This window comes from Aeromicrobium endophyticum, from assembly GCF_003586285.1.
GTDB classification, from domain to species: Bacteria; Actinomycetota; Actinomycetes; order Propionibacteriales; family Nocardioidaceae; genus Aeromicrobium; species Aeromicrobium endophyticum.
The window spans coordinates 1,377,647-1,401,527 of sequence record NZ_QUBR01000001.1 but is presented as its reverse complement, the minus strand read 5'-3'; the positions used below and the strand labels follow the sequence as shown (position 1 = coordinate 1,401,527).

Genomic DNA, 23,881 nt, shown 5'->3' with positions numbered 1-23,881 from the left:
GGCTGCTATCGGTTCGCGAGGCTGGGGTCCTCGATCAGGTTGTCGTAGATGACCGTGATCGAGCGACGCTGGAACATCTCGACGAGCGAGTCGGGGTAACCGACGTAGTCATCGGTGTCGACGTGGATGTTGTCCTCGAAGCGGATCTCGTCGCACGCCTGGTCGCGATCGTGACCGGCGGCGATCGCCGCGGCCACCTCGGCCACGACCTCACGGCCGAGCTGGCGGTAGTGATCGACCACCGCCCGGTCGGCCACCTCCCCGTGACCGGGGACGAGGAACTCGAAGTCGTACTCGGCGACCGCGTCGATGGCGTCGAACCAGTTCGACAGGCGCGAGTCCTGGAACGACGGCAGGCCGGCCTCGCACACGATGTCGCCGGTGAAGATCACGGCGTCCTGGGGGAACCAGGCGAGGAGGCTGTTGGCCGTGTGACCCGGGCGGAACGTCAGCTCGAGGCTCGCGCCGCCGACGTGGACGTCGAGACGCTCGCTGAAGACGACGTTGGGCACGCGCACGGTGTAGTCGTCGACGAGCGCGACCGCGTCGGGATCGATGCGTGCGAACAGGTCGCGCAGGTACTCGTCGGTGGGCGCGTCGGTGAGCAGCCGCTCGCGGGTGCCGCGGTGCGAGACGACCTCGCCGCCCATCCAGAAGTTGCCGATGGTGTGGTCAGGGTGGTGGTCGGTGTTGACGACGAAGCGCGTGTCGCCGAAGGCGGAGACCGTCTCGTTCCAGCGCATCGCGTCGGTCGGGCGGTGGGGCGAGTCGACGAGGATGAGTCCGTCGTCGCCGACGATGATCGAGTTGTTGCTGCCCAGGTGGGCGGTCTCGACGTGGACGCGAGGCGTGATCTGCTGGAGGGTCATGCGGGGTTCTCCTGCTTCGGCATGGACGGTCCGCCGAGGAAGCCGACGAGGTTCTCGATGCGCAGCGGCGCGAAGACCTCGACGAACACGGCCTCGCCCTCGATGCTGTGGCCGCCGTGGACGGAACCGCGCGGCACCAGGCAGACGTCGCCGGCCGAGAGCTCGAGCTCGGTGCCGTCGATCGTGAAGGCGATGCGTCCGCTCAGCATCACGATGGCCTGCTCGGCGTCCTCGTGGGTGTGCGGCGGCAGCTCGGTCGGGTGGACCCAGCGGATCTGGTTGACGCCCATCTCACGCCCCGCGACGGCGGTGCGGAAGTTGTTGGGCAGGCCCTCGACCTCGGGGAGCGAGCTCCAGGCTGCGGCGTACATGCATCTGCTTTCGGTCGGCGGACTATGACGCGAGTCACGCTATCCGCGTCAACTGCAAACTGTCAACAGTTCTCAGTAAACGTTGTGTAACGTCCAGAAGCAGCCCACCAGCCGGCCTGATCGACGTCGCCGCTACCCCCGTTCTCCAGGGAGCGAAGCGACCGCGAGGGCGAAGCCCGAGGCGAACCACACCCTCACCACTGACGTCAGCCCCCCTCGCTGCGCTCACGGTCGGCCGCAAGCGGCCTCCCTGGGGGACGACAGGCGACGTCGGCCGCAAGCGGCGTCCCTGGGGGACGACACACCTCGTTCGCCAGGGAGCGAAGCGACCGTGAGGGCGAAGCCCGAGGCGAACCACACCCCCACCACTGACGTCAGCCCCCCTCGCTACGCTCACGGTCGGCCGCAAGCGGCCTCCCTGGGGGACGACAGGCGACGTCGGCCGCAAGCGGCCTCCCTGGGCAACGACAGGCGACGGATCAGCCGGGGATGCCGGCCAGGTGGTAGACGTGCGACTCCGCGGAGTCGTGGCGCAGGCCGATCACGGCCTGGTAGTCGGGTGAGTGGTAGAACTCAGTGACCCGTTCCAGGCTGTCGAACTGCACGATCACCAGGCGCTCGAAGGTGCGCCCGCCCTCCTTGACCACCAGCTCGCCGGCCGACGGGAAGGCATGCGCCAGGAGCCGGGCCCCGTACTTCTCGAGCACGGGACCGCTGCGCTCGACGTACTGGTCGTACGTCTCGGCGTCGTGCACCGTCACCTCGGCGACGATGTAGCCCGGCCCGGACGTCATCAGTCGCCGATCGCGCGCAGCGACGTCATGAGGTCGGCCGTCGTCGACACGTCGGCGTACTTCTGCCCCATGTCGAACAGGTTGACCTCGTGCACCAGGGGGCTGCGGTCGTAGACGGCGTCGGACGGGACGGCGACCTTGTAGTTGTACGAGAACGCGTCGACGGCACTGCCACGCACGCAACCGGACGTCGAGCAGCCCGTGACGACGAGCGAGTCGATGCCGGCCTGCACCAGGTAGCTCAGCAGGGGCGTGCCGAAGAAGGCGCTGGGGTGCCGCTTGGGCAGCAGGATCTCGCCCTCGAGGGGCGCGATGTCCGGGTGGAACTCGTACCCCTTGTCGGGGATGTCCATGATGCCGGGCACCTTCGCGCCCAGCGCACCGGCGTCGAACGCCTTCTTGGGCGCCACGTACGGGTACAGCACGGGCCAGCCCTTCTCGCGGAACAGCGCGAGCAGCTGCGCGATGTTGCCGACCGCGTCCCAGGCGACGTCGCCGCAGCTGGTCGTGAACTCGCCGATGGCCTCGTCGAACGGGCGGGGCTCGGTGCCGGTCGTGCGGTACTGCACGTCGATGATGAGCAGTCCCGGTCGCTTGCCGAGACCGACGGGACGGCCGAAGCCGGCCGCGTCGTAGCGCTCGCGGGTGAGGTCATCGATGATGTCGGTCATGCGTCTGCTTCCTTCTCGGCGGCGGCGAGGGCCGCGGCACCGCTGCGCTCGCGGCGCAGGTACCGGCCCGTGGTGTGGTCGGCGAGCTGCCCGTCGCGCAGGGCGAACGTCCCGCGGACGAGCGTGTGGACGACGCTGAGCGGCACCTCGGTGCCCTCCCACGGCGTGTAGTCGGCTCCGGAGTGCTGCGTCGCGGCGTTGATCGTGTAGCTGCCGTCGAGGTCGACGACAGCGAGGTCGGCGTCGGAGCCCACGCGGATCGTGCCCTTCTGGGGGTACATCCCGAACAGCTTGGCCGACCGGGTCGACGTCGCGTCGACGAGCCGCTCGAGCGGGACGCCGCGGCGCAGGCCCTCGCTCAGCGTCAGCGGCAGCACGCCACCGGTGCCGGGGAAGCCCGCCGAGGCGGTCCAGATGTCCTTCTCCTTGTTGACCCGGTGGCGGGCGTTGTGGTCGGAGCCCACCGTGTCGACCGAGCCGTCGGCCAGCCCCGTCCAGAGCGTCTCGAGGTCGGCTCGCTCGCGGATGGGCGGGTTGACCTTGCCGTACGTGCCGCAGTCGGCGTCGGTCGTCAGCGTGAGGTACTGCGTGCAGGTCTCGACGAAGAGGTTCTCGTAGGAGCGACGCTGGCGCTGCATCGCCTCGAGTGCGAGCTGGCTGCTGGTGTGCACCGCGTAGACCGAGGCGCCGGTGATCTGGGCCATGTAGGCGACGCGCTGCACGGCCTCGGCCTCGACGAACGACGGCCGCGACTGGTTCCAGGCGCTCAGCGGGCCGCGCGACTCGTCGATCGGCCGGTTCTTGAGCTTCCAGACCAGCTCGATGTTCTCGGGGTGCGGGTTGATCATGGCGCCGTTGTCGGCGGCCATGCCCAGCACGTCGTACATGTAGCCGTCGTCGTTGCCCGGCAGGCCGAGGTACTTGCCCTCGTCGCCCTTGAAGTTCATGAAGAACTTGAAGCTCGAGATGCCGAACTCGCGGATGTACGCCGGGATGTCGTGCACGTGGTCGTCGGAACCGACGACGATGTGGAAGCCGAAGTCGACGTAGGAGTCCTGCTCCATGACGGCCTGCGCGCCGGGCACGACGGTGTCGTACGGCTCGCCGCTCATGAGGTAGACCAGCATCGAGGTGATGCCGCCGGCGGCCGCGGACGCGGTCTCGAGACGCGCGTCGTCGGGGTCGCGGGGCACGCGGATGTCCTTGCCCAGGTGCACGTGGGGGTCGATCGCGCCCGGCAGCACGAGCTTGCCGTCCAGCTGGACGACCTCGCGTGCCTCGGCGTCGGAGTCGCGCGAGACGATGCCCGCGATCAGGCCGTCGGTGATCAGCAGGTCGACGTCTGCGGTGCCCGTGCCGTGCAGGTAGACACGTCCGCCCGAGAGGCGCAGGTCGTGCACGGTCATGCGATCACTCCCTGGACCGGAAGGTCGGCGGCGTATCGCCGGTCGAGCTCGTCGAACTCGGGCTTGCGCACGAGCGACTGGCGGTCGGACCAGCTGATCATCAGGTCGGCAGCGTCCTTGGTGTCGCCATGGGTGCGCAGGTGGTCCATCACCTGGCGCATGCCGGCCACGGCTCCGCGCATCGCGGCATTGGCGTAGAGGGCGATCGAGAAGCCCAGCTCGCCCAGCTCGTCGCGGGACGTCAGCGGCGTGAGCCCGCCCTCGACCATGTTGGCCATGTGGATGCCCGGCACGGTGCGCACGATGTGCGCCATCTGCTCGGTCGTGGTGGGCGCCTCGATGAACAGGATGTCGGCACCAGCCTCGGAGTAGGCGGCGGCGCGCTCGCACGCGGCGTCGAGACCCTCGGTCGACAGGGCGTCGGTGCGCGCGATGATCAGGAGGTCCTCGTCGAGACGCGCGTCGACGGCGGCCTTGACCTTGCCGACCATCTCCTGCATCGAGACGACGTCCTTGCCGGCGAAGTGCCCACACTTCTTGGGGCTGACCTGGTCCTCGAGCTGGATCGCCGAGGCTCCGGCCCGCTCGAGCTGCCGCACCGTGCGCTGCACGTTGAGCGCGTTGCCGAAGCCTGTGTCGGCGTCGACGACGAGCGGGATCGAGACCGACTCGGCCATCGCGGCGACGTGGCCGACCAGCTCGGTGACCGACATCAGCCCCAGGTCGGGCATGCCCAGGTAGGTGTTGGTGACCCCCGCGCCGGAGACGTACACGGCCCCGAACCCCGCCTGCTCGATGACACGAGCCGTCAGCGCGTTGGGCGCGCCGGGCAACAGGATGGGAGAGGTGGCCTGCTCGATGAGCGCACGGAGGCCGGGGGTGTCGGTCATGGGGTCTCATTCCCCTTTCGAGGATCGTCGGTGAAGCCGAGCGCGGCAAGGGCGCCGCGCCGGGCGTGTTCGAGGTGCTCCTGCACGAGGAGGACAGCGGTGTCGGCGTCGCGCGAGCGCAGGGCCGCGACGATGGCCTCGTGCTCGCCGAGCGCGGCCTTCGCGCGGGTGGGGGCCTTCGCCGACATCGAGCGGGCCAGCGAGATCTGGTCCTGCGTGTCGAGGGCCGCCCGCTCGAGCGTCGCGTTGCCGGCCAGCGCGAGGAGCCGGCGGTGGAAGTCGCGATCGGGCGGATAGCGCCCGTTGGTGTCGTCCATCGCGAGCCCGGTGTCGGCCACGAACGACTCGAGCCCGGCCAGCTGCTCGTCGTCCGCCCGCTGGCAGATCAGGCGGGCCGCGTACATCTCGTAGGCGCAGCGCATGTCGTAGAGCTCATCGATCTCGCGCGCCTCGAAGGTGCGGACGAAGGCCCCGCGATGGCTGATCATCGTCAGGAGGCCCTCGCCGGCGAGCCGTTGGATCGCCTCGCGCAGCGGACCGCGGCTGATGCCGAGCGCCGACGCCAGGGCAACCTCGTTGAGCCGCTCGCCCGGCGGGATCGTTCCGTCCAGGATCATCTCGCGGATGACGACCTCGGTGCGCCGCGAGAACGTGCCATCGCGCGTCAACGCCGCGCCGGCTTCATCACTCACTGTTGCTCCTCACGGGCCGTCAGGGATCGGCCCTGGGATAGGGGACAGGTCGTTCGATTCTGCCCCGCCGCCGCGGCCGCCGCGCTCGGGACACGACCGCGGATAACTCATTGTGACGCCGTTCGCTGTCAACTGTCAACAGTTTAAATGCCGGCGAGCGGTCAGGGCTTCGCGATCCGGTCGGCGGCGATCCAGGCCAGCGCCATGACGGGCGCGGCCGAGTTGCCCGACACCTGGTGGGGCAGCACCGATGCGTCGACGACCCGCAGCCCGTCCACGCCCCGCACCCGCAGGTCGGCGTCGACGACGGCGTCGTCGTGCGGACCCATCGCGCACGAGCCGACCGCGTGGTAGATGCCGCTGCCGTGCGCGCGAGCATGGGCGACGACCTCGTCGGGCGTCGAGACGCCGGCACCGGGGAACACCTCGGCCTGCACCGCCGGCGCCAGGCCCGACGCCTCGATGACGGCCCGGGCGTGCGCCAGGATGCCGCCGGTCGTCGCCCGCTCGGCAGCATCCTGCAGGTAGCGCGCCGTGATCTCGTGCCCGGTTCCGCCAGGTGCGAGGTGGATCGAGCTGGGAGTGGTCGGACGGATCGCCCATCCCGTGAAGAGCAGCCCCGAGTACGGGGCGAGCCGCATGCGATCGGACGTCTCGTCGAGCGCCACCGGCACCCAGACGCCCTGCGCGTCAGGTCGCGTGCTGAGCGGATCGGACCGGAACGCGCTGACGACGTCGTAGCCGCTCGACGCGATCGGGCCGCGGCGGGTCGCGAGGTACGCCAGTGCCTCGCGGGCGAGACCGCGCCGGGTGTTGAGGCGCTCCGTCAGCCCCCGACGATCGGCGAACCGCACCTGCATGCTGACGGTCCGCTGCTCGACGACCCCCTCCCCCACGCGCGGGCGGTCGAGCACCAGCGGCACACCGGCGGCCGCGAGCACCGGCGCGGGGCCGATGCCGGATCGCTCCAGCAGCAGCGGCGTCTCGATGGTCCCGGCCGACAGCACGACCTCGCGCCGGGCCTGGACCACCTCGACATGCTGCCCACGCATCATCTCGACCCCCACGGCACGGCCGCGCTCGACCACGACCCGCACGGCGCGGGCGTGCGTGGCGATCGTGAGGTTGGGCCGTGCCCGCGCCGGTGCCAGGAAGGCGCTGGCGGCGCTGACCCTGCGGCCGCGGCGGATCGTGGCGGGGGCCCGCCCGATGCGCTCGTCGTCGGAGTCGTTGAAGTCGTCGACCTCGCAAAGCCCCACCGAGAGGCCACCGGCGAGGACCGCGTCGGTGACGGCGTCGGGCACCGACGGCACCGAGACGTGCACGGGGCCTCCGGCACCCCGCGTCGCCGACGCCCCCAGCTGGTGGTCCTCGATGGCCTGGTACGCGCGCAGGAACGCGTCCGGACCCCAGCCGGGTCCGCCTGCCTGCTCGAGCGCCTCGAAGTCGGGCCGCGCGCCACGCACCCACATCAGCCCGTTGACCGACGTGGAGCCGCCGAGACCACGCCCGCGGACCCAGCCCTCCGCCGGCACGCCGGACGATGCGAGCGTCGGGTAGGTGCGGGTGTGCCGCGTCGATCGGAGCGTCGCGTAGAAGGCTCTCGGCACCGACAGCAGCGGGTCGCGACCACGTCCGCCGTCCTCGACCAGGAGCACCTCGACCGAGGGATCGGCCGACAGCCGCGAGGCCAGGACGCACCCGGCCGCGCCCGCGCCCACCACGATGACGTCGTAGGTCATGGCGACCGGATCCACTGCGGCACGAGGCAGCGGGCCGAGCGGTCGCGCGCGGCACCGAGCCAGACCCCCGCGCCGTAGGCGAGGTCGTCGAGTCGTCGCGCGGCCGCGAACCTCACGGGGTCGAGCGTGGTGTCGGCCCGCGCCCGGGCGAGCGCCGCATCGGCCACCGCCGCCACCGCGACGAGACGCCGTGCCCGCCGGGACGTCGCGCACGCCGCTGCAGCGATCGGCCACCAGTGCCGGAGCGCCAGCGCCGAGGCCTGACCCGACGTCGTGCGCACCGAGCCCGCCACCACGGCGACCCGGCCGACCGGCGACAGGTCGTCCGGTGCCGCGGCCAGCATGCGCGCGACCACCGCGACCGCGAGGGCCGTCGACCAGCGGCGCTGCACCAGGGCTGCGCCGATCAGCGCGGCAGCCTCCGGGGTGAGCACCGCCGGCGTGACCAGCTCGCCGTGACGGCGCGAGAGCGCCGCCGCGCTCGTGCCGTAGAACGCCTTGCGTCCCGCCCAGGCCGTCAGCGTCGTACGCCCTCGGTGCCAGGCCACGACGTCGCCGGCGTGGCGCACGCGCCAGCCGGCACCGCGCAGGCGCCACACGAGATCGACGTCCTCGCCGCTGGTCATGGCCTCGTCGAAGCCGTCACCGAGGGCCGCGACCCGCGCGACGAGACAGGCCGTGGGCACGTACGACACCGACGACCACGGCCGCACCGTGGCCGGCACGGGCCCGAGGTCGAGCGAGCCGCGGGCGTCCTCGTACCGCTCGAACCACCGGCGTCCGCCGCGCGATCGCACGCGCGCCGCGACGGCGGCCAGACCCGGGTCGGTCGTGTGCGCCACCAGCCCGGCCAGCGCGTGCGGGGTGACCTCGACGTCGGAGTCGACGAAGGCCACGAGCGGCGTCGACACGCGTCGCAGACCGTCGTTGCGTGCCGCGGACGGTCCGCCGTTGACGTTTCGCCGCACCAGCTCGGCGCCGTGCCGCGCGACGACCTCGGCCAGCGCTCGCGAGTCGCGGGAGGCGTCGTCGACCACGATGCAGCGCACGGCGGGACGCAACGACGCCAGCAACCGATCGACGCCCGACGTCCGGTCGCGCACCGGCACCACCACCGTCAGGTCGGTGAGCGCGGCGACGTCGACCGCGTGGCCGGCGAGCACGGGAACCGCGAGGTCGAGGTCGAGCAGGCGTCCGGCCAGCACGGCACCGACGGGGTCGAGCACCGTGAGGGAGCGGGACGTCATCAGCCCGCGGGCCGTGGCCGACAGGCGCAGCACCCGCGTTCCGCGGCGCACCACCGGGCCCATCACGACGTCGTCGTGCAGTCGGACGACGAAGCCCGTCGGCAGGGCCGACGCCAGGTCGGCGGCCTGCCCGACGCTCACGGGGTCCGCTCGACGAGCCCGATCCTGCCCCGGGCGTCGACGACGCCCGCCGCCAGCGCGTCGACCGTCTGACCGATCATCGTCGCCAGCACCTCGGCCCCGCGGGACGCACTCGCGCCCGTCGGGTCGCCGAGCACGCCGTTGGCCGACACGGCAGCCACCCCGCCCTGCATCAGCAGCGGCAGGATCTCGCCGAGCGGCCGGGTGTCACCCGGCTCGGCGCGGTCGAGCCGCACCGATCCGGGACGCAGGTGCAGCATCAGCGACGTCTCGGTGAGGCCCGCGTGCAGGTCGACGTCCTCGGTGGCGCACGGCACCCAGGCGACGTCGTGGCCCTCGTCGCGCATCTGGACGACCGCGGCCGTCAGCGCCATCAGGTTGCCCCCGTGCGCGTTGACCAGGACGATCCGGCCGGCCCAGGTGCGCAGCGACCGGACCAGCTCGACGACGACCTGCTGCAGCACCTCGGTGCCGATCGAGCACGTGCCCGCGAAGGCCTGGTGCTCGCCGCTGGACCCGTACGACAGGGCCGGGGCGACCAGCACGTCGCCGCCCACGGCGTCCGCCGCGCCGCGGGCGACCGCCTCGGCGATCGCCGTGTCGGTGTCGAGCGGCAGGTGCGGGCCGTGCTGCTCGATCGAGCCGACCGGCACCAGCACCGTCGGCCGGTCGGGCAGCTCCGCCCACGTGGCGTCGGCGAGGCGGCTCATGTCAGGCGGTCGCCGTCGCCGCGACGTCGTCCGGGACGGCGGAGGTGACAGCTGCACCGAGGTGACGCTCGAAGCCGTCGGGGATGACGAGCAGGTCGCGGTTCAGCTGGTCGATCGACGACAGGCCCATGCCCAGCAGCGACGAGTCGATGCCGCTGCGCAGGATGTCGAGGACGTTGCCGACACCCGCCTCGCCGTTGGCCGCGAGGCCCCACAGGTAGGCGCGGCCGATCATGACGGCCCGGGCGCCCATCGCGACGGCCTTGACGACGTCGCTGCCGCGGCGGATGCCGCCGTCGAGCAGCACCTCGATCTGGTCGCCGACCGCGTCGGCCACCGCCGGGAGCGTGCGGATCGGGGCCGGGGTGCCGTCGAGGTTGTTACCGCCGTGGTTCGACACCGAGATGGCGTCGACGCCCAGGTCGACCGCGCGGCGGGCGTCGTCGACGCGGCAGACGCCCTTGAGCATGAACGGCCGACCGCTCATCTGCTGCCACTGCTCGGTCATCCACTGCACGTCGTCCCACGTGGGAGGCGGAGTGGTCATCCACTCGTAGTAGGCACCGAAGAACGTCGGCCCCTTGGCCTGACCGGGGGCGGCGAGGTTGGGCGAGGTGAGGTCGGGGAGGTCGCGGGCGAACGACGCGAGCCACCGCGGCTTGCGGATCACCTGCGGAGCGAACTTGACCGCGGTCTTGAAGTCGACCTTCTCGGGGATCTCGGGGCTTCCCCAGTCGCGGCCCATCGAGAACGACCAGTCGAGCGTCGCGATGAGTCCGAGCGCTCCGGCGGCGTGCGCGCGCTCCATGCGCTGGATCATGACGTCCCGCTCGCCGGTCCAGTACATCTGGAAGAACGTCTGCGGGTTCGCCGCGACGACCTCCTCGACCGAGCGGGAGGCGAAGTTGCTGAGCCCGATCACCGTGCCGCGCGAGGCGGCCGCGCGGGCCACGGCGACCTCACCGTCCGGGTGCACCGCCTGCACGCCGGTCGGCGACATGATGACGGGCAGCGAGATCGGCTGGCCCATCACGGTCGTGGCCATCGACCGCTCGGGCTGGTGGCCGGCGACGTGCGGGGCGAAGCCGAGCTCCATGAAGGCTGCTTCGTTGTCGGCGGTCGACTGACCGCGCTCCGACCCGGCGACCAAGGCGCCGTAGACGGACGACGGGAGGCGCTTCTTGGCGCGGCGCTGGGCGACGGCGACGGACTCGAACCAGGGGTTCTGGGCCCAGGGATTCTTCGACATGAGGGTTCTCGTTCCTGGTGCTAGAGGGTGAAGCCGGCGAGGGGGTTCTCGGCGCACGCCGACACCGGCGGCTTCGTCGCCTGGACGGCGAGGGCGTCGTCGCGGCGCGAGAGGGTCAGCATCACCGGCTGGTTGCGGGTGGGGTTGGCCTTGGAGTGGTCCTTGCCCTGCGGCGGCAGCACGCGGTCGCCCGAGGCGAGGGCGTCCTCGCCGAAGCCCCGGACGCACTCGGGGTCGGGGCCGTCGAGCGGCAGGCCGGTGAAGAACTTGGCGGCCATGCAGCCACCGCGGCACGCGTCGAAGAACGCGCAGCTCGTGCAGGCACCGGAGGTCTGCGGCGACCGCAGCTCGGTGAACAGCTCGGAGCGCTGCCACACCGTCTCGAAGCCGCCGTCGGCCAGGACGTTGCCGGCCAGGAAGTTGTCGTGGATCGCGAACGGGCACGCGTAGACGTCACCGATCGGGTCGATCAGGCACACGACGCGGCCGGCGCCGCACAGGTTGAGGCCAGGGAGCGCGCTGCCGCCGTCGGCGACGCCGAAGGCCGACAGGTGGAAGAACGAGTCACCCGTCAGCACGTTCTCGCCGTTGGCGACCAGCCAGTCGTAGAGCTCGCGCTGCTGCTCGGGCAGGGGGTGCAGCTCGTCCCAGACGTCGGCGCCGCGGCCCGACGGACGCAGGCGCGTGAGGCGCAGCGTCGCGCCGTACTGGTCGGCGATGGCCTTGAACTCGTCGAGCTGCCCGATGTTCTGTCGCGTGCAGACGACCGAGATCTTGGCGTCCTTGAAGCCGGCGTCCTGCAGGTTCGCCAGGGCGGTGATGGCAGTGTCGAACGAGCCGGGACCGCGCACGTAGTCGTTGACCTCGGGCGTCGCGCCGTCGAGCGAGATCTGCACGTCGACGTAGTCGGTCGAGGCCAGGAAGCGGGCCCGCTCGGGGTTGAGCCGCACGCCGTTGGTCGAGAACTTCACTCCCACGTCGTGCGAGACGGCGTAGTCGAGCAGCTCCCAGAAGTCGGGACGGATCGTCGGCTCGCCGCCGCCGATGTTGACGTAGAAGACCTGCATGCGCTGCAGCTCGTCGATGACGGCCTTGCACTGCTCGGTGCTGAGCTCGCGGGGGTCGCGGCGTCCCGACGACGACAGGCAGTGGGCGCACTCGAGGTTGCAGGCGTAGGTCAGCTCCCACGTCAGGCAGATCGGTGCGTCCAGGCCCAGCTCGAACTGCTCGATGAGGCTGCCGCCCTCGGGACGGGCGACGACGGGACGGGTCTCGAGGATGGTCATGCGGCACCTTCTTGGACGGAGCGGGCCTGGTCGGTCGCGCGGGGACGGATCATGTCGGTGGCGGCCAGACCCTGCAGCGCGGCGACGTAGCCGGGCCACTGGGCCTCGGCCACGCCCACCGACTGCAGGGTCGACCGGACATCGGGGTGGGCGGCGAGGCCGCGGACGACGTCGACCAGCTGCATGCGCTTGAGGAACGTCAGCTTGCGGTTGCCGAAGTGGTACGCCATCGCGCCGAAGGGCTCGGGGCGCAGCGCCACGGCCGGGGACAGGTCCCACGCCTCGGCGAGCATCTGGTCGGTCGTCGTCATGGTCGGCGACTCAGTAGACGCCGCACATGCCGTCGATCGAGACTTCCTCGATCAGCGACTCGGCGGTGACGGTGGTGTCGGTCTCGGGGGCGGTGACCTCGGTGGTGGGGGCATCGATGCTCATGGGCACTCCTCGGTTAGTGGTGTGCGACACACCTTAATGACACTCAGGGCCAAAAGTCGAGACTCTTCAAGCATCTTTTGCCTACTGTTAACAATCGGGGTCAGAACGCGGCCTTGGTACGTTGCCCCGGTGGACCAGCGAACCCGCCCAGCTCTCGGCCGTCCGGGAGCGACGACCCACGAGCAGATCGAGGAGGCCGCGTTCCGCCTGTTCGACGAGCGAGGCTTCGCCGACACCACGGTCGAGGCGATCGCGGAGGCCGTGGGCGTCGGCCGTCGCACGCTGTTCCGCTACTTCGAGTCCAAGAACGACATCCCGTGGGGGCGGTTCACCGACAGCCTCGACCACTTCCGCGCGATCCTCGCCGACACGCCGATCGACCTGCCGCTGCACGAGAGCGTCCACCGCGCCGTGCTCCGGTTCAACGACTTCGGTCCCGAGGCCGCGGCCCAGCACCGCAGACGCATGGGCCTGATCCTGTCGACGCCGGCGCTGCAGGCGCACTCGGTGCTCCGCTACGCGCAGTGGCGCGCCGTCATCGCCGAGCACGTCGCAGCTCGCCTGAGCCTCGATCCGGGCGACCTGTTGCCCGTCACGGTCGGGCACGTCAGCCTGGCCCTGGCCCTGTCGGCGTACGAGTTCTGGCTGGCGCACGACGACGCCGACCTGCTCGAGCTCATCGACTCGGCGATGACCGGCCTGCGCGACCACCTGCGCTGAATCGCGTGCCGGAGACCGATCTTTCTGCATCCCGGTCGTCCTGACGGCCGAAACGCATCGAGGACAATCGCAAGGGTCCCGGATCTCACGACACATGGGTTGTCCTGACAGCCGGAAGGGCTCAGGATCAGTCGCGACAGCGGTGGGTCAAGAAGGCGGATGGCCGACCGATCGGCGATGTCGTCGGCGAGGGCGATCAGGTCCGCCCGGAAGGCAGGGTCGCCGCGGTAGACGTGGGGCGATCTGAGCCACTCCACAGCGACGGCGTTGCCCCTGGCCACCAGCTCGACTGCCTTGCGGACGTCCCAGCCGTTGACGTCGTATACCGCGTCAAGGGGAGTCTCGATCACGTCCCGCGGCAGCCACGGCGTGAGATACGCGTCCTCGCTGCGCACGTAGAAGAAGCGGCAGTCGTAGTCACTGTCGGGCGACGGGAATCCCCAGGCACGACTACCGCTCTCGATCGCCCACGGGATGTTCACGCCGTGGCTCGACTCGACTCCGTCGAGCCGTTCGTCGATGCGATCCACCACCTGTGGGTCGAAGGTGTCGGGGATGGCGCGCATGTGTTCAACGTAGCGACAACCCTCCGCGTGCGGTGGCACCGGCGAGGACGCACGATGGACGCATGAAGATCGGTGACAAGGTCAGCTGGGACACGCCCCAGGGCCGCACTCAGGGCAAGATCGTCGAGAAGAAGACCAAGGACTTCCAGCTCGCGAAGCAGAAGTTCACGGCATCGGACGACGAGCCGAAGTTCGTCGTCGAGAGCGACAAGACCGGCGCGAAGGCCGCCCACGCCGCGTCGGCGCTCAACGTCCTGAAGGGCTGAGGTCCGGGCCCGCAAGGGCTCGATCGACCGCAGCACGGACGTGGATCGACGTCGTGGCGAACGCCGGCACAGGCAGATCGGCCGCGCCGATCAGCAGCTCGATCTCGGTGCAGCCGAGGACGACTCCGCGGGCCCCGCGAGCCACCAGACGGTCCACGACGTCGAGGTAGACGGCCCGGGACGCGGGCGTGACCACACCGTGGCACAGCTCGTCGTAGATGATCGCGCTCACGCGGGCGCGGTCGTCCGCCACCGGCACGACGACGTCGACGCCGCGTGCCGCCAGGCGGTCGACGTAGAAGCCCTGCTCCATCGTGAAGGCCGTGCCGAGCAGGCCGACCCGGTCGACACCTGCGGCGATGACGGCATCGGCCGTCGCATCGGCGATGTGCACGAGCGGCACCGTGGCCGCCTCCTCGATCGCGGCGGACACGTGGTGCATCGTGTTGGTGCAGAGCACCAGCAGGTCGGCGCCCGCGCGCTCGAGGCGGACGGCGGCCGTCGCGAGCAGGTCACCGACCTGGTCCCACGTGCCAGCCGCCTTGAGCGCCTCGACCTCGGCGAAGTCGACCGACTCCAGCACGATCCGGGCCGAGTGCAGACCGCCGAGCCGCTCGGCCACCAGCTCGTTGGCCAGCCGGTAGTAGTGCGCGGTGCTCACCCAGCTCATCCCGCCGATCATGCCGATCGTCCTCATGGCTTCATCACGTCCGAGAGCACCAGCTGCGCCGACTCACCGCGACGCACCACGACCACGGCGTTCTGCGCGAACTCGACCGCGAGCCGTAGCGCCGCCTGCTCGGGCAGGTCGAGCACGAAGAAGCCGTGCTCGGCGCGCCAGGCCGGGTCCTCGCCGAAGCCCGCGTGCGGCAGCGCCACGAAGCCCCGCGCGGCGAACAGCCCCGCCATGCGCGCGTGAGCGTCGGCGTTGACATCGTCGTGGGTCGGGGCGCTGCGCGGGTTCCAGGCCGTGATGAAGACGCCCGAGGTCGCCCCGTGGGCATCCAGCACCGCGTCGACGTCCGGACGGTGCTCGCCGATACGCGCCTCCGCGAGCATGCCCCCGTCGACGTCGAGCACGGCGTACCGCGTAGCGCGGTAGGCCGCGAGCAGCTCGTCGCTCATCCGACCAGGTCGGTGACCAGGTCGCGCAGGATGCCGAAGCCGTTCTGCGTCAGGATCGACTCGGCGTGGAACTGCACCCCGCGGTAGTGGGGCCCCGCGACGAGGTGGACGTCGCCGGTCGCCGGGTCGGTCTCGACCGTCACCCCGTCGGGCAGCCCCGACGCGGGCACCCGGGCGACGAAGGTGTTGTAGAAGCCGACGGTCTCGGGCCGGTCGAGCACCGTCAACCGGCTCTGCGTGCCCTGGAAGACGATGTCCTTGAACACGAGGTCGAGACCGATCTGGTGGCTGAGGGTCTGGTGACCCAGGCACACCGCGAGGAACGGCCGCTCGTCGTCGAGCAGGCCCCGCACCACCCCGTGCAGCGTCGCCATCTTGGGGTCGTCGACGTCGCGCGGGTCACCTGGGCCGGGGCCCACCACGACGAGGTCGTAGCCGTCGAGCGCGTCCGGCTGATGCAGGGCCGGCGCGTCGTGGCGGACGATGTCGGTCGTCATGCCGAGAACGCCGAACACGTGCGACAACATGTTGACGAAGTCGTCCTCGCCGTCGACGACCACGACGCGCTTGCCCACCAGCGACGGCACCGGGGCGGCGCCCGACTGGTCGGTCAGCCAGAACTGGCTGAGCCGCTGGTTGCGCGAGCCGAGGGCGATGATGACCTCGTCCTCACGGGTGAAGGCGTCCCACGCGTGCGACTCGCGTGACGCGTCGAGCGCCGGAGCGGAGTCGACGAGGCCGAAGGCGCTCAGGATGCCGCCGGCCTTGGCCCACGTCTCGGTCGTCTCGTACTCGGCGTCGGAGTCGCGCACGAGCGTCGCGCCGGCCGTGACCTTGAGGTTGCCGGCGAGGTCGACATCGGCCGTGCGGATCAGGATGGGCGCGTCGGCGAGCTGTTCGCCCTGCTCGTCGCGCCCGATCAGGGCCGCGACCGAGGCGTAGTAGCCGCGCCCCTGCGGCTCGTACTGCTTGATCAGGCGGCAGGCGTTCTCGACGGGGCTGCCCGTGACGGTCGCGGCGAACATCGAATCACGCAGCACCTCGCGGACGTCGCGGTGCGTGCGGCCAGCCAGCAGGTACTCGGTGTGGACGAGGTGCGTCATCGGCTTGAGGTAGGGGCCCAGCACGAGCCCGCCCTCGTGGCAGATGTCGCACATCATCTTGAGCTCTTCGTCGACGACCATGAAGAGCTCGTAGATCTCCTTCTCGTCCTGCAGGAAGGTCAGCAGCTCGCGCTTGCGATCGGCGTGGGTCTCGAGGCCGCGCATGCGGAAGGTGCCGCTGATGGGGTTCATCCGCACCTGGCCGGCCTCGAGGCTGACGTGCCGCTCGGGGCTCGCCCCGATGAGGTAGCGGTCGCCGGTGAAGATCAGGAACGTCCAGAACGCGCCGCGCTCGCGCTCGAGCAGCCGGCGGAACACCGTCAGCGCCGCGTCGTGGCCCCAGTCGGCCACCTGCGCCCGGTAGTGCCGGCCGATCACGAGGTTGGCGCCCTCGCCCTGGCCGATCTCGTCGTCGATGATCTGCCGGACGATGCCGGCGTACTCCTCGTCGGACGTCTCGAAGCCGCCGCGGTCGGTGAACTCGACCGGCACGTCGGGCAGCAGCTCGAGCAGGTCGGCCAGTGGCACCTCGGCGCTGTGCTGGATCTCGATCGCCGACAGCGGCGTGCCGTCCTGGTGCGCCTCGAAGCCGCGCTCGCGGGCCTGCGCGTAGGGCACCAGCACGAGGTGGTCCCACGCGCGGCCGGGGCCGGTCTTGAGCGGGACGTCGGCCAGCACGTCGAGGTCGGTGCGGGGGCCGCCGACCATCGTGACGGTGTCGGACTCGCGCACGCGGATGAGCGCGAACGCCGGCTGGGCGAGCAGCTCCTCGAGCGGGTTGGCCTCGAGGGGATTGGCGTCGAGGGCGGTCATGTCAGGTCCTTCGGTTCGTGCCCCGGCCGGACGAGGAGCGTCGTGAGACAACGATGCCCAGAGCCGGCGCGAGGCGGTCTGGGCACAACGAGTCGACAGGCCACCGCTACGGGCGGCGCCACCAGGTCTGGCGAGGAGTCGACATGGCAGGAGCCTAGCGCAGCGCCTGAGACCCCAGTGAGCCTTGTCCGCGTGGTATCACGGCGATACCGTTGAGTCATGAGCATGACGTTGCGACTCGACGACGAGCAGGACGCCGAGCTGACCGCCTTGGCCGCTGCTCAGGGCATCAGCAAGAACGAGGCCGCCCTGCGAGCCATCCGCGAGAGTGCAGCTCGCGTCAGCAGCGATGCAGACGTGCGCAGACTGACGCGCGAGGCGATCGAACGGTACGGCCCGCTGCTCGACCGACTCGCACAGTGATTGCGTACCTCACGCTCGACAACCTGCTGTCGATCGTCGACGTGGCTGGGCTTCAGGCGGTGCGCGACGTCGGTCTTCTCGATTCCGCCGCTCAGCGACCTCGAACGACCGTGTTCGGCGACGACGCCTATCCCACGATCGACGAGAAAGCGGCTGTGCTGCTCGAGTCCATCGTGCGCAACCACCCGCTGATCGACGGCAACAAGCGGCTCGGCTGGCTGTCGGTGTTCGCCTTCTACGGCCTCAACGGCATCAGTCTGGACGCCCCCGAGGATCCCGCCTACGACCTCGTCATCGCGGTCTCGACGGGGGCCATGAGCTACCAGGAGTCGGCTGCCAGACTGGCGGCATGGACATCGACGTCGACCTGATCAGGCGCGACCTGGCCCAGCTCGTCAACATCCCCAGCACCGGTGGATCCGATGCCGAGGTCGCCGTGCAGCGCTGGTGCGCCGCGACGCTGACGGGGCTCGGGCTCGACGTCGACCAGTGGAGGCTCGACCTCGACGCGCTGCGGGCCGATCCCGAGTACCCGGGCGAGGAGGTCGAGCGCGCCGAGGCCTGGGGCGTCGTCGGCACCTCCGGCGAGGGCACCCCGGCCCTGATCCTCAACGGCCACGTCGACGTCGTGCCGCCCGGCGAGCCCGACTCGTGGACCAACTCCGATCCGTGGCACGTCCGCGAGGTCGACGACCGGTGGTTCGGCCGTGGCGTCTGCGACATGAAGGGCGGCGTCGTCGCGATCATCGCGGCGGCCCGAGCCGTCAGCGACCTCGAGCTGTCCCGCCCCTTCGCGGTGCACAGCGTCGTCGGCGAGGAGGACGGCGGCATCGGCACGTTCGGCACGCTGCGCCGCGGGCACACCGGCGACGCATGCATCATCGCCGAGCCCACGGCCGGCCGGGTCGTGGCGGCCAACGCCGGCTCGCTGACGTTCCGCATCGAGGTGCAGGGACGCTCGACGCACGGCTCGATGCGCGCCACCGGGCACAGTGCGATCAGCGCCTTCGAAGTCATCCACGCGGCGCTCGCCGAGCTCGAGGACGTCCGCAACCAGGCACCGCCCGAGCCGTTCGGGTCGCTGCCGTGGCCCATCAGCGTCGGCATCGTGTGCGCGGGCGACTGGGCCAGCACGGTGCCCGACCGGCTCGTCGCCGAGGGGCGCTACGGCGTCATGCCGGGTGAGTCGTTCGCCGACGCCGAGGCCGCCTTCGAGCAGGCCGTCCAGCGGGTCGCCGAGGCCGACACGTGGCTGGCCGAGCACCCGCCCGTCGTCACCTGGCCCGGCGGCCGGTTCGCCGCCGGACGCCTGCCGCAGGGCGAGCCGTTCGGCGACCAGGTCGCCACCGCGGTCGTGTCCGCCGGCCAGCCCCTGCCCGACCTGGTGGGCGCGCCGTACGGCTCCGACCTGCGTCAGTACGCCACGGCTGGCATCCCGACCGTCCAGTACGGACCCGGCGACATCGCCGACGCCCACGCCGTCGACGAGAGCGTCAGCATCGCCGAGGTCGTGGCGTGCGCGACGGCCTACGCCGAGCTGATCGTCGCCCGCTGCCGCTGACCCGGTCAGGTCAGGGCGCGGAGGGCAGCTGCTCGGGCTGGTCGGTCTCCTGGGCGCTCGGGTCCTCGACGGGATCGGGGTTGGCGGGCTCGGCGCCGGCCGCCGGCATCGGCAGGCTCACGTACTCGCCGACCTCGATCGTCTTGGACGGGTTGAACGAGACCACCTGGACGCCGACCGGCACCCCCTCGGCGTCGAAGGTCACGACCGAGACCTGCGCCTGGCGCCGCAGGCTGCTGCCGAGCGCGATCGGCAGCACCGCGCCGCCCGTGGTGCCGGTGGTGAGCCGCGTCGTGGTGGAGCCCCCCGGACCGACGATCGCCTTCGGCCCGACCTGGTAGTGCAGGTGGCCGGTGAGGACGAGGTCGACGCACCCGCTGGCCGCGACCTCGCTGCCCGACGCCCACGAGTGGACGGCCAGCACGCCGACCCTCTCACCGGCCGCATCGGCCTTGCAGGCGGCGTCGCGCAGCGACGTGTCTTGGTCGGCCAGGCCGCCGTTGCGGGTCTTGGCGTCCTCGGTGTAGCCCGTGAGCTTGGTGCCGCGGGGGTCGCTGGCACCGAGGAACCGCACGCCGCCCACCGTGACGGGCTTGCCGCGCAGCACCGTGAACCCCTTGTCGGCCATCTGCTCGGCCACCGCGTCGGTGTCGTGGTTGCCGGCGACCGCGACGGTCTCGAAGCCGTCGAACTCGCGGGCGAGCGAGTTGATGCTGAACGACTCCCACGACGCGCCCTGGCCCGTGTCGTCGCCGAGGTCGATCAGCAGGCGCGCCTGCGCCCGGTCGGCGATCGTGCGGGTGACCGGGTCCATGCCGATGTTGTCGTGGCGGTCGGTGACGACGAGTGCCGTGGTCTCGCCGTCCTGGGGCGTGCGCAGCTGGGCGTTGCGGGCGTTCTCGTCGAGCGCCTCGTAGAAGCTGACCGAGTCGCGGTAGAGGTAGAGGGCGCCCTCGACGAGGGCGCGGCTCGAGCTGGTGGCCGATCCCTGCGCCAGCTCGATCGTGCGCAGGCCGGCGTTGTCGACCGGCAGCTCGGGGAACTCGCGGGTGAGCGACACCCACTGCTTGCTCGGTCGTCCGTCGTCGCCCGGCACGACCACCAGCACGGCAGCACCGACGACCACGAGGGCCGTGGCCGAGCCGGTCACGAGGGTGCGGCGCGTGGGACGGACGACGCGGGCCCGCAGCTCGCCACGACGACGTGACCCCACCGCCGTCCAGACCAGCACCGCCGCCGTGCCGGCGAGCAGTCCGAGGCCGAGGCCGCGCAGGGCCGCCGACACGCCCATGCCGATCATCGCGGAGCGCACGGCCCGGATCTCGCCGTCGGGCTGGCTCGCGATGACCGCGTCGCGGGCCAGCATCTCCTCGAGCCCGGCGCCCTGGCTGTCGCCGAGATCGATCGCCACCCCGATGCCCCCGGGCACGTCGACAGGCACCCGCACCTGCGGCAGGAGGGCCCCGAAGTCGAGCGTCGCATGACCGTCGGTGGCCGGCCGGACGGTTGCGTCGTGGGCCCCGATGACGAGGTAGCGCTCGCTCTGCAGGAACATGGCCCACGCGGTGGGGACCGCGACGACCAGGACGACGGCGAGCACTCCCAGGACCGTGCCGAGTCGCCTCACGAGATCCGCTGCCTCCAGCGCTCGGTGGTGCCCACCGTGGTGAGCAGCTGGGTGGCACGGGTGAGGACGACGTAGAGCGTCCGCCAGCCGGCGCTGGACTCGTCGGTGATGCCGTCGGGCTCGACGACCACGACGCCGTCGAACTCCAGCCCCTTGGTGTCGAGGCCGTCGAGCACCCTCAACCGCCCGTCGTGCTCGGCGACGAGATCGGTCAGGTCGGCGCGGAGACGCTCGACGGACGCCCGCGGCGCCACCACGGCGACGGTTCCCTCGACCCGCCCGAGGATGTCGCGAGCCGCGTCGCGGGCGGCGTCGACCAGCGAGCCCGGCTCGACCACGTGCTGCCGGGGCTCCTCGCCGGTACGGCGCACCGCGTCGGCGAGATCGGGATCAGCGACGCCGACGGCGGCGACCTTGGCGGCGAGCTCGTAGATCTCGGCGGAGTTGCGGTAGTTGGTCGACAGCCGGAAGGCGTGCTCGGGCTTGCCGTCGAGCGCGGCCTTGCGGGCAGCCGCCGACTCGCGCGGGTGCGGCCACGACGACTGAGCCTCGTCGCCCACGATCGTCCAGCTGGCGTGACGGCCGCGACGTCCGAGCATGCGCCACTGCATCGGCGAGAGATCTTGCGCCTCGTCGACCAGCACGTGCGCGAAACCATCGTCCTCGATGCTCTGGGTCGACCGGAACCGGTCGACCCGCTCCTCGCGCTCGCGACGCTCGAAGCTCATGAGCTGCTTGGGGGCCTCATCCTCGTCGTCGGTGGCCTCGGGCAGCTCACCCACGAGGTAGCGCAGCTCGTCGACCAGCGGGACGTCCTGGATGCTGGGCTCGCTCGCGGCCCAGGACGCCTTGAGCGCCTCGACCTCGACGCGGCTGAACGTGCCCTGCGAGAGGCGGTCGATGACGTCAGGGAGGGTGCGCCAGATCTCGATCGGCTCGACCGGCGGCCACCACTGCTCGACGAAGTCGACGAACCGGTCGTCGGTCGTGACGATCTCGACGAAGTCGTCGCGGCCCTTCTCGAGCGCGCGCTCGCCGCGCACCTGGCGCCACAGGGCCTCGACGAGCACCGCCGGCGCCTGGGCGTAGGCGCGGTTGCGCTTGGCGCCGGCCAGCAGCTGACGGCGCAGCTTGTCGAGCTGGGCGGCGTCGAGGCGCAGCACGTCGTCCTTGAAGAAGTAGCGGAACTCCGTGGGCGCACCGGGCATCGGGGCGGCGGCGGCCTTGGCCAGGAAGCCCGTCATGCGCGACGACCCCTTGGCCGCGGCGGCGACCGGCTCGTCGTGCCGGCCGGCCCGGATGCCGTCGACGACCTCGCCGAGCGAGCGCAGCGTCACGCTGGTCTCGCCGAGGCTGGGCAGCACCCGCTCGATGTAGCTCATGAAGACGTTGGACGGCCCGACGACCAGCACGCCACCGGACTCGAAGCGGCGCCGATCGGTGTAGAGCAGGTAGGCCGCGCGGTGCAGCGCCACGACGGTCTTGCCCGTGCCCGGGCCGCCGCCGATCGTGGTGGCACCCCGGCTGGGGGCGCGGATGGCCTCGTCCTGCTCCTTCTGGATCGTGGCCACGACCGAGTGCATCGTGCTGTCGCGGGCCCGCGTGAGGCTGGCGAGCAGCGCGCCCTCGCCGATGACGACGAGGTCGTCGGGAGCGTTCTCGCCGTCGAGCAGGTCGTCCTCGACGCCGATGACCTGGTCGTTGGAGCAGCGGAGCACCCGGCGGCGGACGACGCCGGCCGGCTCCTGAGCCGTGGCCTGGTAGAAGATCGCGGCCGCCGGGGCACGCCAGTCGACCAGCAGGATCTCGCGGTCGGCGTCGCGGACGCCGATGCGTCCGATGTAGCGGGAGTCGCCGTCGATCATCGTGAGCCGGCCGAAGACCAGGCCGTCGTGGGCGGCGTTGAGCGCCGAGAGACGTCGCTGCGCCTGGAAGACCATGGCGTCGCGCTCGACGAGACCGCCCTCGTTGCCGACGTGACCTCGGGCCATGCCCTCGACCACGAGCGACTGGGCGACCTTGGCGGAGGCGTCGAGACGCTCGTAGACCATGTCGACGTACGACTGCTCGGCCTCGATCTCGCGCTGTGCCGCGTTGTCTGAGCTCACCCCACTCCTTCGCTCCCCAGTTTCGCTCCCCAGAGAACTCACAAGTCTATGACCTGGCTCGGACGTTCCGCACACAGACGTCCGCGGCGTGACGCCGCCCACGCTGAGGTGGCAGCCCCCGACATAGCGCCGTACGGTCGAAACAGGACCAAAGACCCACAACCTGAGGTGAACCCATGCGCAAGACACTTGCAGCACTCGCCACCATCGCCCTCGTCGCGGCGCCCATGACCTCGGCCGAGGCCGCGTCGAAGTACCGCGTCTCCGCCGGCGTCAGCGACAACAAGCTCGACCTGACCTCCCACGACGGCAGCAACCGCAGCCCGCACATCAAGGGCAAGGTCAAGGGCGGCAAGGTCGCGGGCAAGAAGGTGTACTTCTACGCGAGCAACACCAGCGCCCGCAACCAGAAGTACCGCTACATCGGCTCCGACAAGCTCTCGTCGTCCGGTCGCTTCGACAAGAAGTGGAAGCCGAAGGACGGCGGCAGCTACCGCATCAAGGTCGTCAAGAAGTCGGGCAACGGCAAGCGCGCCGGGCAGGACCTCACTCGCGTGTACGTCTTCAAGTTCGTCAACCTGGCCTACTTCTATGCCGGCGGCGAGGGCGTGACGCGGCCCGACAAGACGGGCACGGTCGGCGGCCAGTACTGGTCGACGGGGTACGAGATCCCGGCCGGCTCCTCGGCGACGTTCGCGACGCAGGGCTTCTCGTGCTTCCGCATCAACTTCAAGATCGGCGTGGCCGATCGCGTCGGCGGCACGGGCAGCTACCGCATCACCCAGGGCACCCGCACGATTAAGGAGGGCACCCTCTCGAGGGGCGACCGGTTCGTCGAGCCCACCAAGACCGAGTCCAAGCGCATGCGCGCCGGCCAGCCGGTCGTCGTGAGCGTGTCGGGCACGAGCTTCGTGCTGGGCAACCCCAAGGCGGCCTGCACCTACCCGACCCGCACGGCCGCGGTGCGTTGACCCCATCGAACCGGACGATCGAATCGTCCGGTTCGGCGCCGCGCACGGCGGCCCGCCACTAGTGTTGGGACCTAAGTCCCGTCTCGGAGGTGCCG

General features: G+C 71.1%; 25 protein-coding genes and 1 pseudogene. 6 read left to right on the top strand and 20 right to left on the bottom strand.

The features are described from left to right. Positions 1 to 5: 5 nt before the first annotated feature. From DX116_RS06850 to mftA, 14 genes are all read right to left on the bottom strand, one after another. Positions 6 to 869 (bottom strand): MBL fold metallo-hydrolase, encoded by an 864-nt coding sequence (locus DX116_RS06850; RefSeq protein ID WP_119703388.1) that lies wholly within the window; start codon positions 867 to 869, stop codon positions 6 to 8. Further along, the gene (locus DX116_RS06845; protein WP_119703387.1) at positions 866 to 1,240 is read right to left on the bottom strand and encodes a cupin domain-containing protein; all 375 of its coding nucleotides are present in this window, start codon (positions 1,238 to 1,240) and stop codon (positions 866 to 868) included. Before DX116_RS06845 ends, DX116_RS06850 begins: the two co-directional genes overlap by 4 nt. A gap of 479 nt (positions 1,241 to 1,719) precedes the next feature. Then, positions 1,720 to 2,034 carry a DUF1330 domain-containing protein gene (locus tag DX116_RS06840; protein WP_119703386.1) on the bottom strand — a complete coding sequence of 105 codons (315 nt, stop codon included), beginning with the start codon at positions 2,032 to 2,034 and terminating at the stop codon, positions 1,720 to 1,722. Next, on the bottom strand, positions 2,034 to 2,705 hold the full coding sequence (locus DX116_RS06835; RefSeq protein ID WP_119703385.1) for an isochorismatase family protein: 672 nt from the start codon (positions 2,703 to 2,705) through the stop codon (positions 2,034 to 2,036). The genes DX116_RS06840 and DX116_RS06835 overlap by 1 nt, the downstream gene beginning before the upstream one ends. Then, positions 2,702 to 4,111: a dihydroorotase gene (locus DX116_RS06830; RefSeq protein WP_119703384.1), complete on the bottom strand. Its 1,410-nt coding sequence runs from the start codon at positions 4,109 to 4,111 to the stop codon at positions 2,702 to 2,704. Before DX116_RS06830 ends, DX116_RS06835 begins: the two co-directional genes overlap by 4 nt. Next, complete coding sequence (locus DX116_RS06825; protein ID WP_119703383.1) at positions 4,108 to 5,001, bottom strand: isocitrate lyase/PEP mutase family protein; 894 nt, start codon at positions 4,999 to 5,001, stop codon at positions 4,108 to 4,110. Before DX116_RS06825 ends, DX116_RS06830 begins: the two co-directional genes overlap by 4 nt. Further along, positions 4,998 to 5,693, bottom strand: coding sequence for a GntR family transcriptional regulator (locus DX116_RS06820; RefSeq protein ID WP_147393607.1), 696 nt, complete (start codon positions 5,691 to 5,693; stop codon positions 4,998 to 5,000). Before DX116_RS06820 ends, DX116_RS06825 begins: the two co-directional genes overlap by 4 nt. 161 nt (positions 5,694 to 5,854) lie before the next feature. Further along, positions 5,855 to 7,435, bottom strand: a complete 1,581-nt coding sequence (locus tag DX116_RS06815) for a GMC family oxidoreductase (protein ID WP_119704168.1) — start codon at positions 7,433 to 7,435, stop codon at positions 5,855 to 5,857. After that, complete coding sequence (gene mftF, locus DX116_RS06810; protein WP_119703381.1) at positions 7,432 to 8,823, bottom strand: mycofactocin biosynthesis glycosyltransferase MftF; 1,392 nt, start codon at positions 8,821 to 8,823, stop codon at positions 7,432 to 7,434. Before mftF ends, DX116_RS06815 begins: the two co-directional genes overlap by 4 nt. Then, positions 8,820 to 9,533, bottom strand: a complete 714-nt coding sequence (mftE, locus tag DX116_RS06805; RefSeq protein WP_119703380.1) for a mycofactocin biosynthesis peptidyl-dipeptidase MftE — start codon at positions 9,531 to 9,533, stop codon at positions 8,820 to 8,822. Before mftE ends, mftF begins: the two co-directional genes overlap by 4 nt. A 1-nt stretch (position 9,534) precedes the next feature. Then, positions 9,535 to 10,782, bottom strand: coding sequence for a pre-mycofactocin synthase MftD (mftD, locus tag DX116_RS06800; protein ID WP_119703379.1), 1,248 nt, complete (start codon positions 10,780 to 10,782; stop codon positions 9,535 to 9,537). A 20-nt stretch (positions 10,783 to 10,802) separates the two neighbouring features. Continuing rightward, the gene (gene mftC / locus DX116_RS06795) at positions 10,803 to 12,068 is read right to left on the bottom strand and encodes a mycofactocin radical SAM maturase (RefSeq protein ID WP_119703378.1); all 1,266 of its coding nucleotides are present in this window, start codon (positions 12,066 to 12,068) and stop codon (positions 10,803 to 10,805) included. After that, the gene (gene mftB / locus DX116_RS06790; protein ID WP_119703377.1) at positions 12,065 to 12,379 is read right to left on the bottom strand and encodes a mycofactocin biosynthesis chaperone MftB; all 315 of its coding nucleotides are present in this window, start codon (positions 12,377 to 12,379) and stop codon (positions 12,065 to 12,067) included. Before mftB ends, mftC begins: the two co-directional genes overlap by 4 nt. Positions 12,380 to 12,389: 10 nt before the next feature. Further along, positions 12,390 to 12,503 carry a mycofactocin precursor MftA gene (gene mftA, locus DX116_RS06785; RefSeq protein WP_119703376.1) on the bottom strand — a complete coding sequence of 38 codons (114 nt, stop codon included), beginning with the start codon at positions 12,501 to 12,503 and terminating at the stop codon, positions 12,390 to 12,392. 129 nt (positions 12,504 to 12,632) lie between these two features. Here mftA and mftR point away from each other — a divergent pair, with 129 nt between their 5' ends. After that, entirely contained in the window at positions 12,633 to 13,223 is a 591-nt protein-coding gene (gene mftR, locus DX116_RS06780; RefSeq protein ID WP_233556590.1) for a mycofactocin system transcriptional regulator, read from the top strand. A gap of 176 nt (positions 13,224 to 13,399) precedes the next feature. Here mftR and DX116_RS06775 read toward each other — a convergent pair. Continuing rightward, positions 13,400 to 13,789: pseudogene (locus DX116_RS06775) on the bottom strand (nucleotidyltransferase domain-containing protein); the annotation flags it as partial. A 62-nt stretch (positions 13,790 to 13,851) separates the two neighbouring features. Here DX116_RS06775 and DX116_RS06770 point away from each other — a divergent pair. Then, positions 13,852 to 14,055 (top strand): hypervirulence associated TUDOR domain-containing protein, encoded by a 204-nt coding sequence (locus DX116_RS06770; RefSeq protein WP_119703374.1) that lies wholly within the window; start codon positions 13,852 to 13,854, stop codon positions 14,053 to 14,055. On the opposite strand, the gene DX116_RS06765 is transcribed toward DX116_RS06770, so the two are convergent. The 3 genes from DX116_RS06765 to DX116_RS06755 are packed head-to-tail and all read right to left on the bottom strand — an operon-like array spanning position 14,036 to position 17,096. Beyond that, on the bottom strand, positions 14,036 to 14,725 hold the full coding sequence (locus tag DX116_RS06765) for an aspartate/glutamate racemase family protein (RefSeq protein WP_233556589.1): 690 nt from the start codon (positions 14,723 to 14,725) through the stop codon (positions 14,036 to 14,038). The two genes, DX116_RS06770 and DX116_RS06765, sit on opposite strands and share 20 nt — an antisense overlap. Before the next feature lie 23 nt (positions 14,726 to 14,748). Beyond that, positions 14,749 to 15,180, bottom strand: coding sequence for a DUF3293 domain-containing protein (locus DX116_RS06760; RefSeq protein WP_119703372.1), 432 nt, complete (start codon positions 15,178 to 15,180; stop codon positions 14,749 to 14,751). Beyond that, entirely contained in the window at positions 15,177 to 17,096 is a 1,920-nt protein-coding gene (locus tag DX116_RS06755; RefSeq protein WP_119703371.1) for an anthranilate synthase family protein, read from the bottom strand. Before DX116_RS06755 ends, DX116_RS06760 begins: the two co-directional genes overlap by 4 nt. Before the next feature lie 219 nt (positions 17,097 to 17,315). Between DX116_RS06755 and DX116_RS06750 the strand changes: the two genes are divergently transcribed. The 3 genes from DX116_RS06750 to DX116_RS06740 are packed head-to-tail and all read left to right on the top strand — an operon-like array spanning position 17,316 to position 19,080. Beyond that, on the top strand, positions 17,316 to 17,519 hold the full coding sequence (locus DX116_RS06750; protein WP_119703370.1) for a ribbon-helix-helix protein, CopG family: 204 nt from the start codon (positions 17,316 to 17,318) through the stop codon (positions 17,517 to 17,519). Continuing rightward, on the top strand, positions 17,516 to 17,890 hold the full coding sequence (locus tag DX116_RS06745; RefSeq protein ID WP_119703369.1) for a type II toxin-antitoxin system death-on-curing family toxin: 375 nt from the start codon (positions 17,516 to 17,518) through the stop codon (positions 17,888 to 17,890). Before DX116_RS06750 ends, DX116_RS06745 begins: the two co-directional genes overlap by 4 nt. Further along, entirely contained in the window at positions 17,869 to 19,080 is a 1,212-nt protein-coding gene (locus DX116_RS06740) for an ArgE/DapE family deacylase (RefSeq protein WP_119703368.1), read from the top strand. The genes DX116_RS06745 and DX116_RS06740 overlap by 22 nt, the downstream gene beginning before the upstream one ends. A 10-nt stretch (positions 19,081 to 19,090) precedes the next feature. Here the strand turns inward: DX116_RS06740 and DX116_RS06735 are convergent, their stop codons facing one another. Together DX116_RS06735 and DX116_RS06730 are read right to left on the bottom strand one after the other, a co-directional pair. Then, positions 19,091 to 20,680 (bottom strand): metallophosphoesterase family protein, encoded by a 1,590-nt coding sequence (locus tag DX116_RS06735; protein ID WP_119703367.1) that lies wholly within the window; start codon positions 20,678 to 20,680, stop codon positions 19,091 to 19,093. A gap of 23 nt (positions 20,681 to 20,703) precedes the next feature. Continuing rightward, positions 20,704 to 22,815: a HelD family protein gene (locus DX116_RS06730; RefSeq protein ID WP_119703366.1), complete on the bottom strand. Its 2,112-nt coding sequence runs from the start codon at positions 22,813 to 22,815 to the stop codon at positions 20,704 to 20,706. Between the two features lie 176 nt (positions 22,816 to 22,991). Here DX116_RS06730 and DX116_RS06725 point away from each other — a divergent pair, with 176 nt between their 5' ends. Next, positions 22,992 to 23,786, top strand: coding sequence for a hypothetical protein (locus DX116_RS06725; RefSeq protein WP_119703365.1), 795 nt, complete (start codon positions 22,992 to 22,994; stop codon positions 23,784 to 23,786). Positions 23,787 to 23,881: the final 95 nt, after the last annotated feature.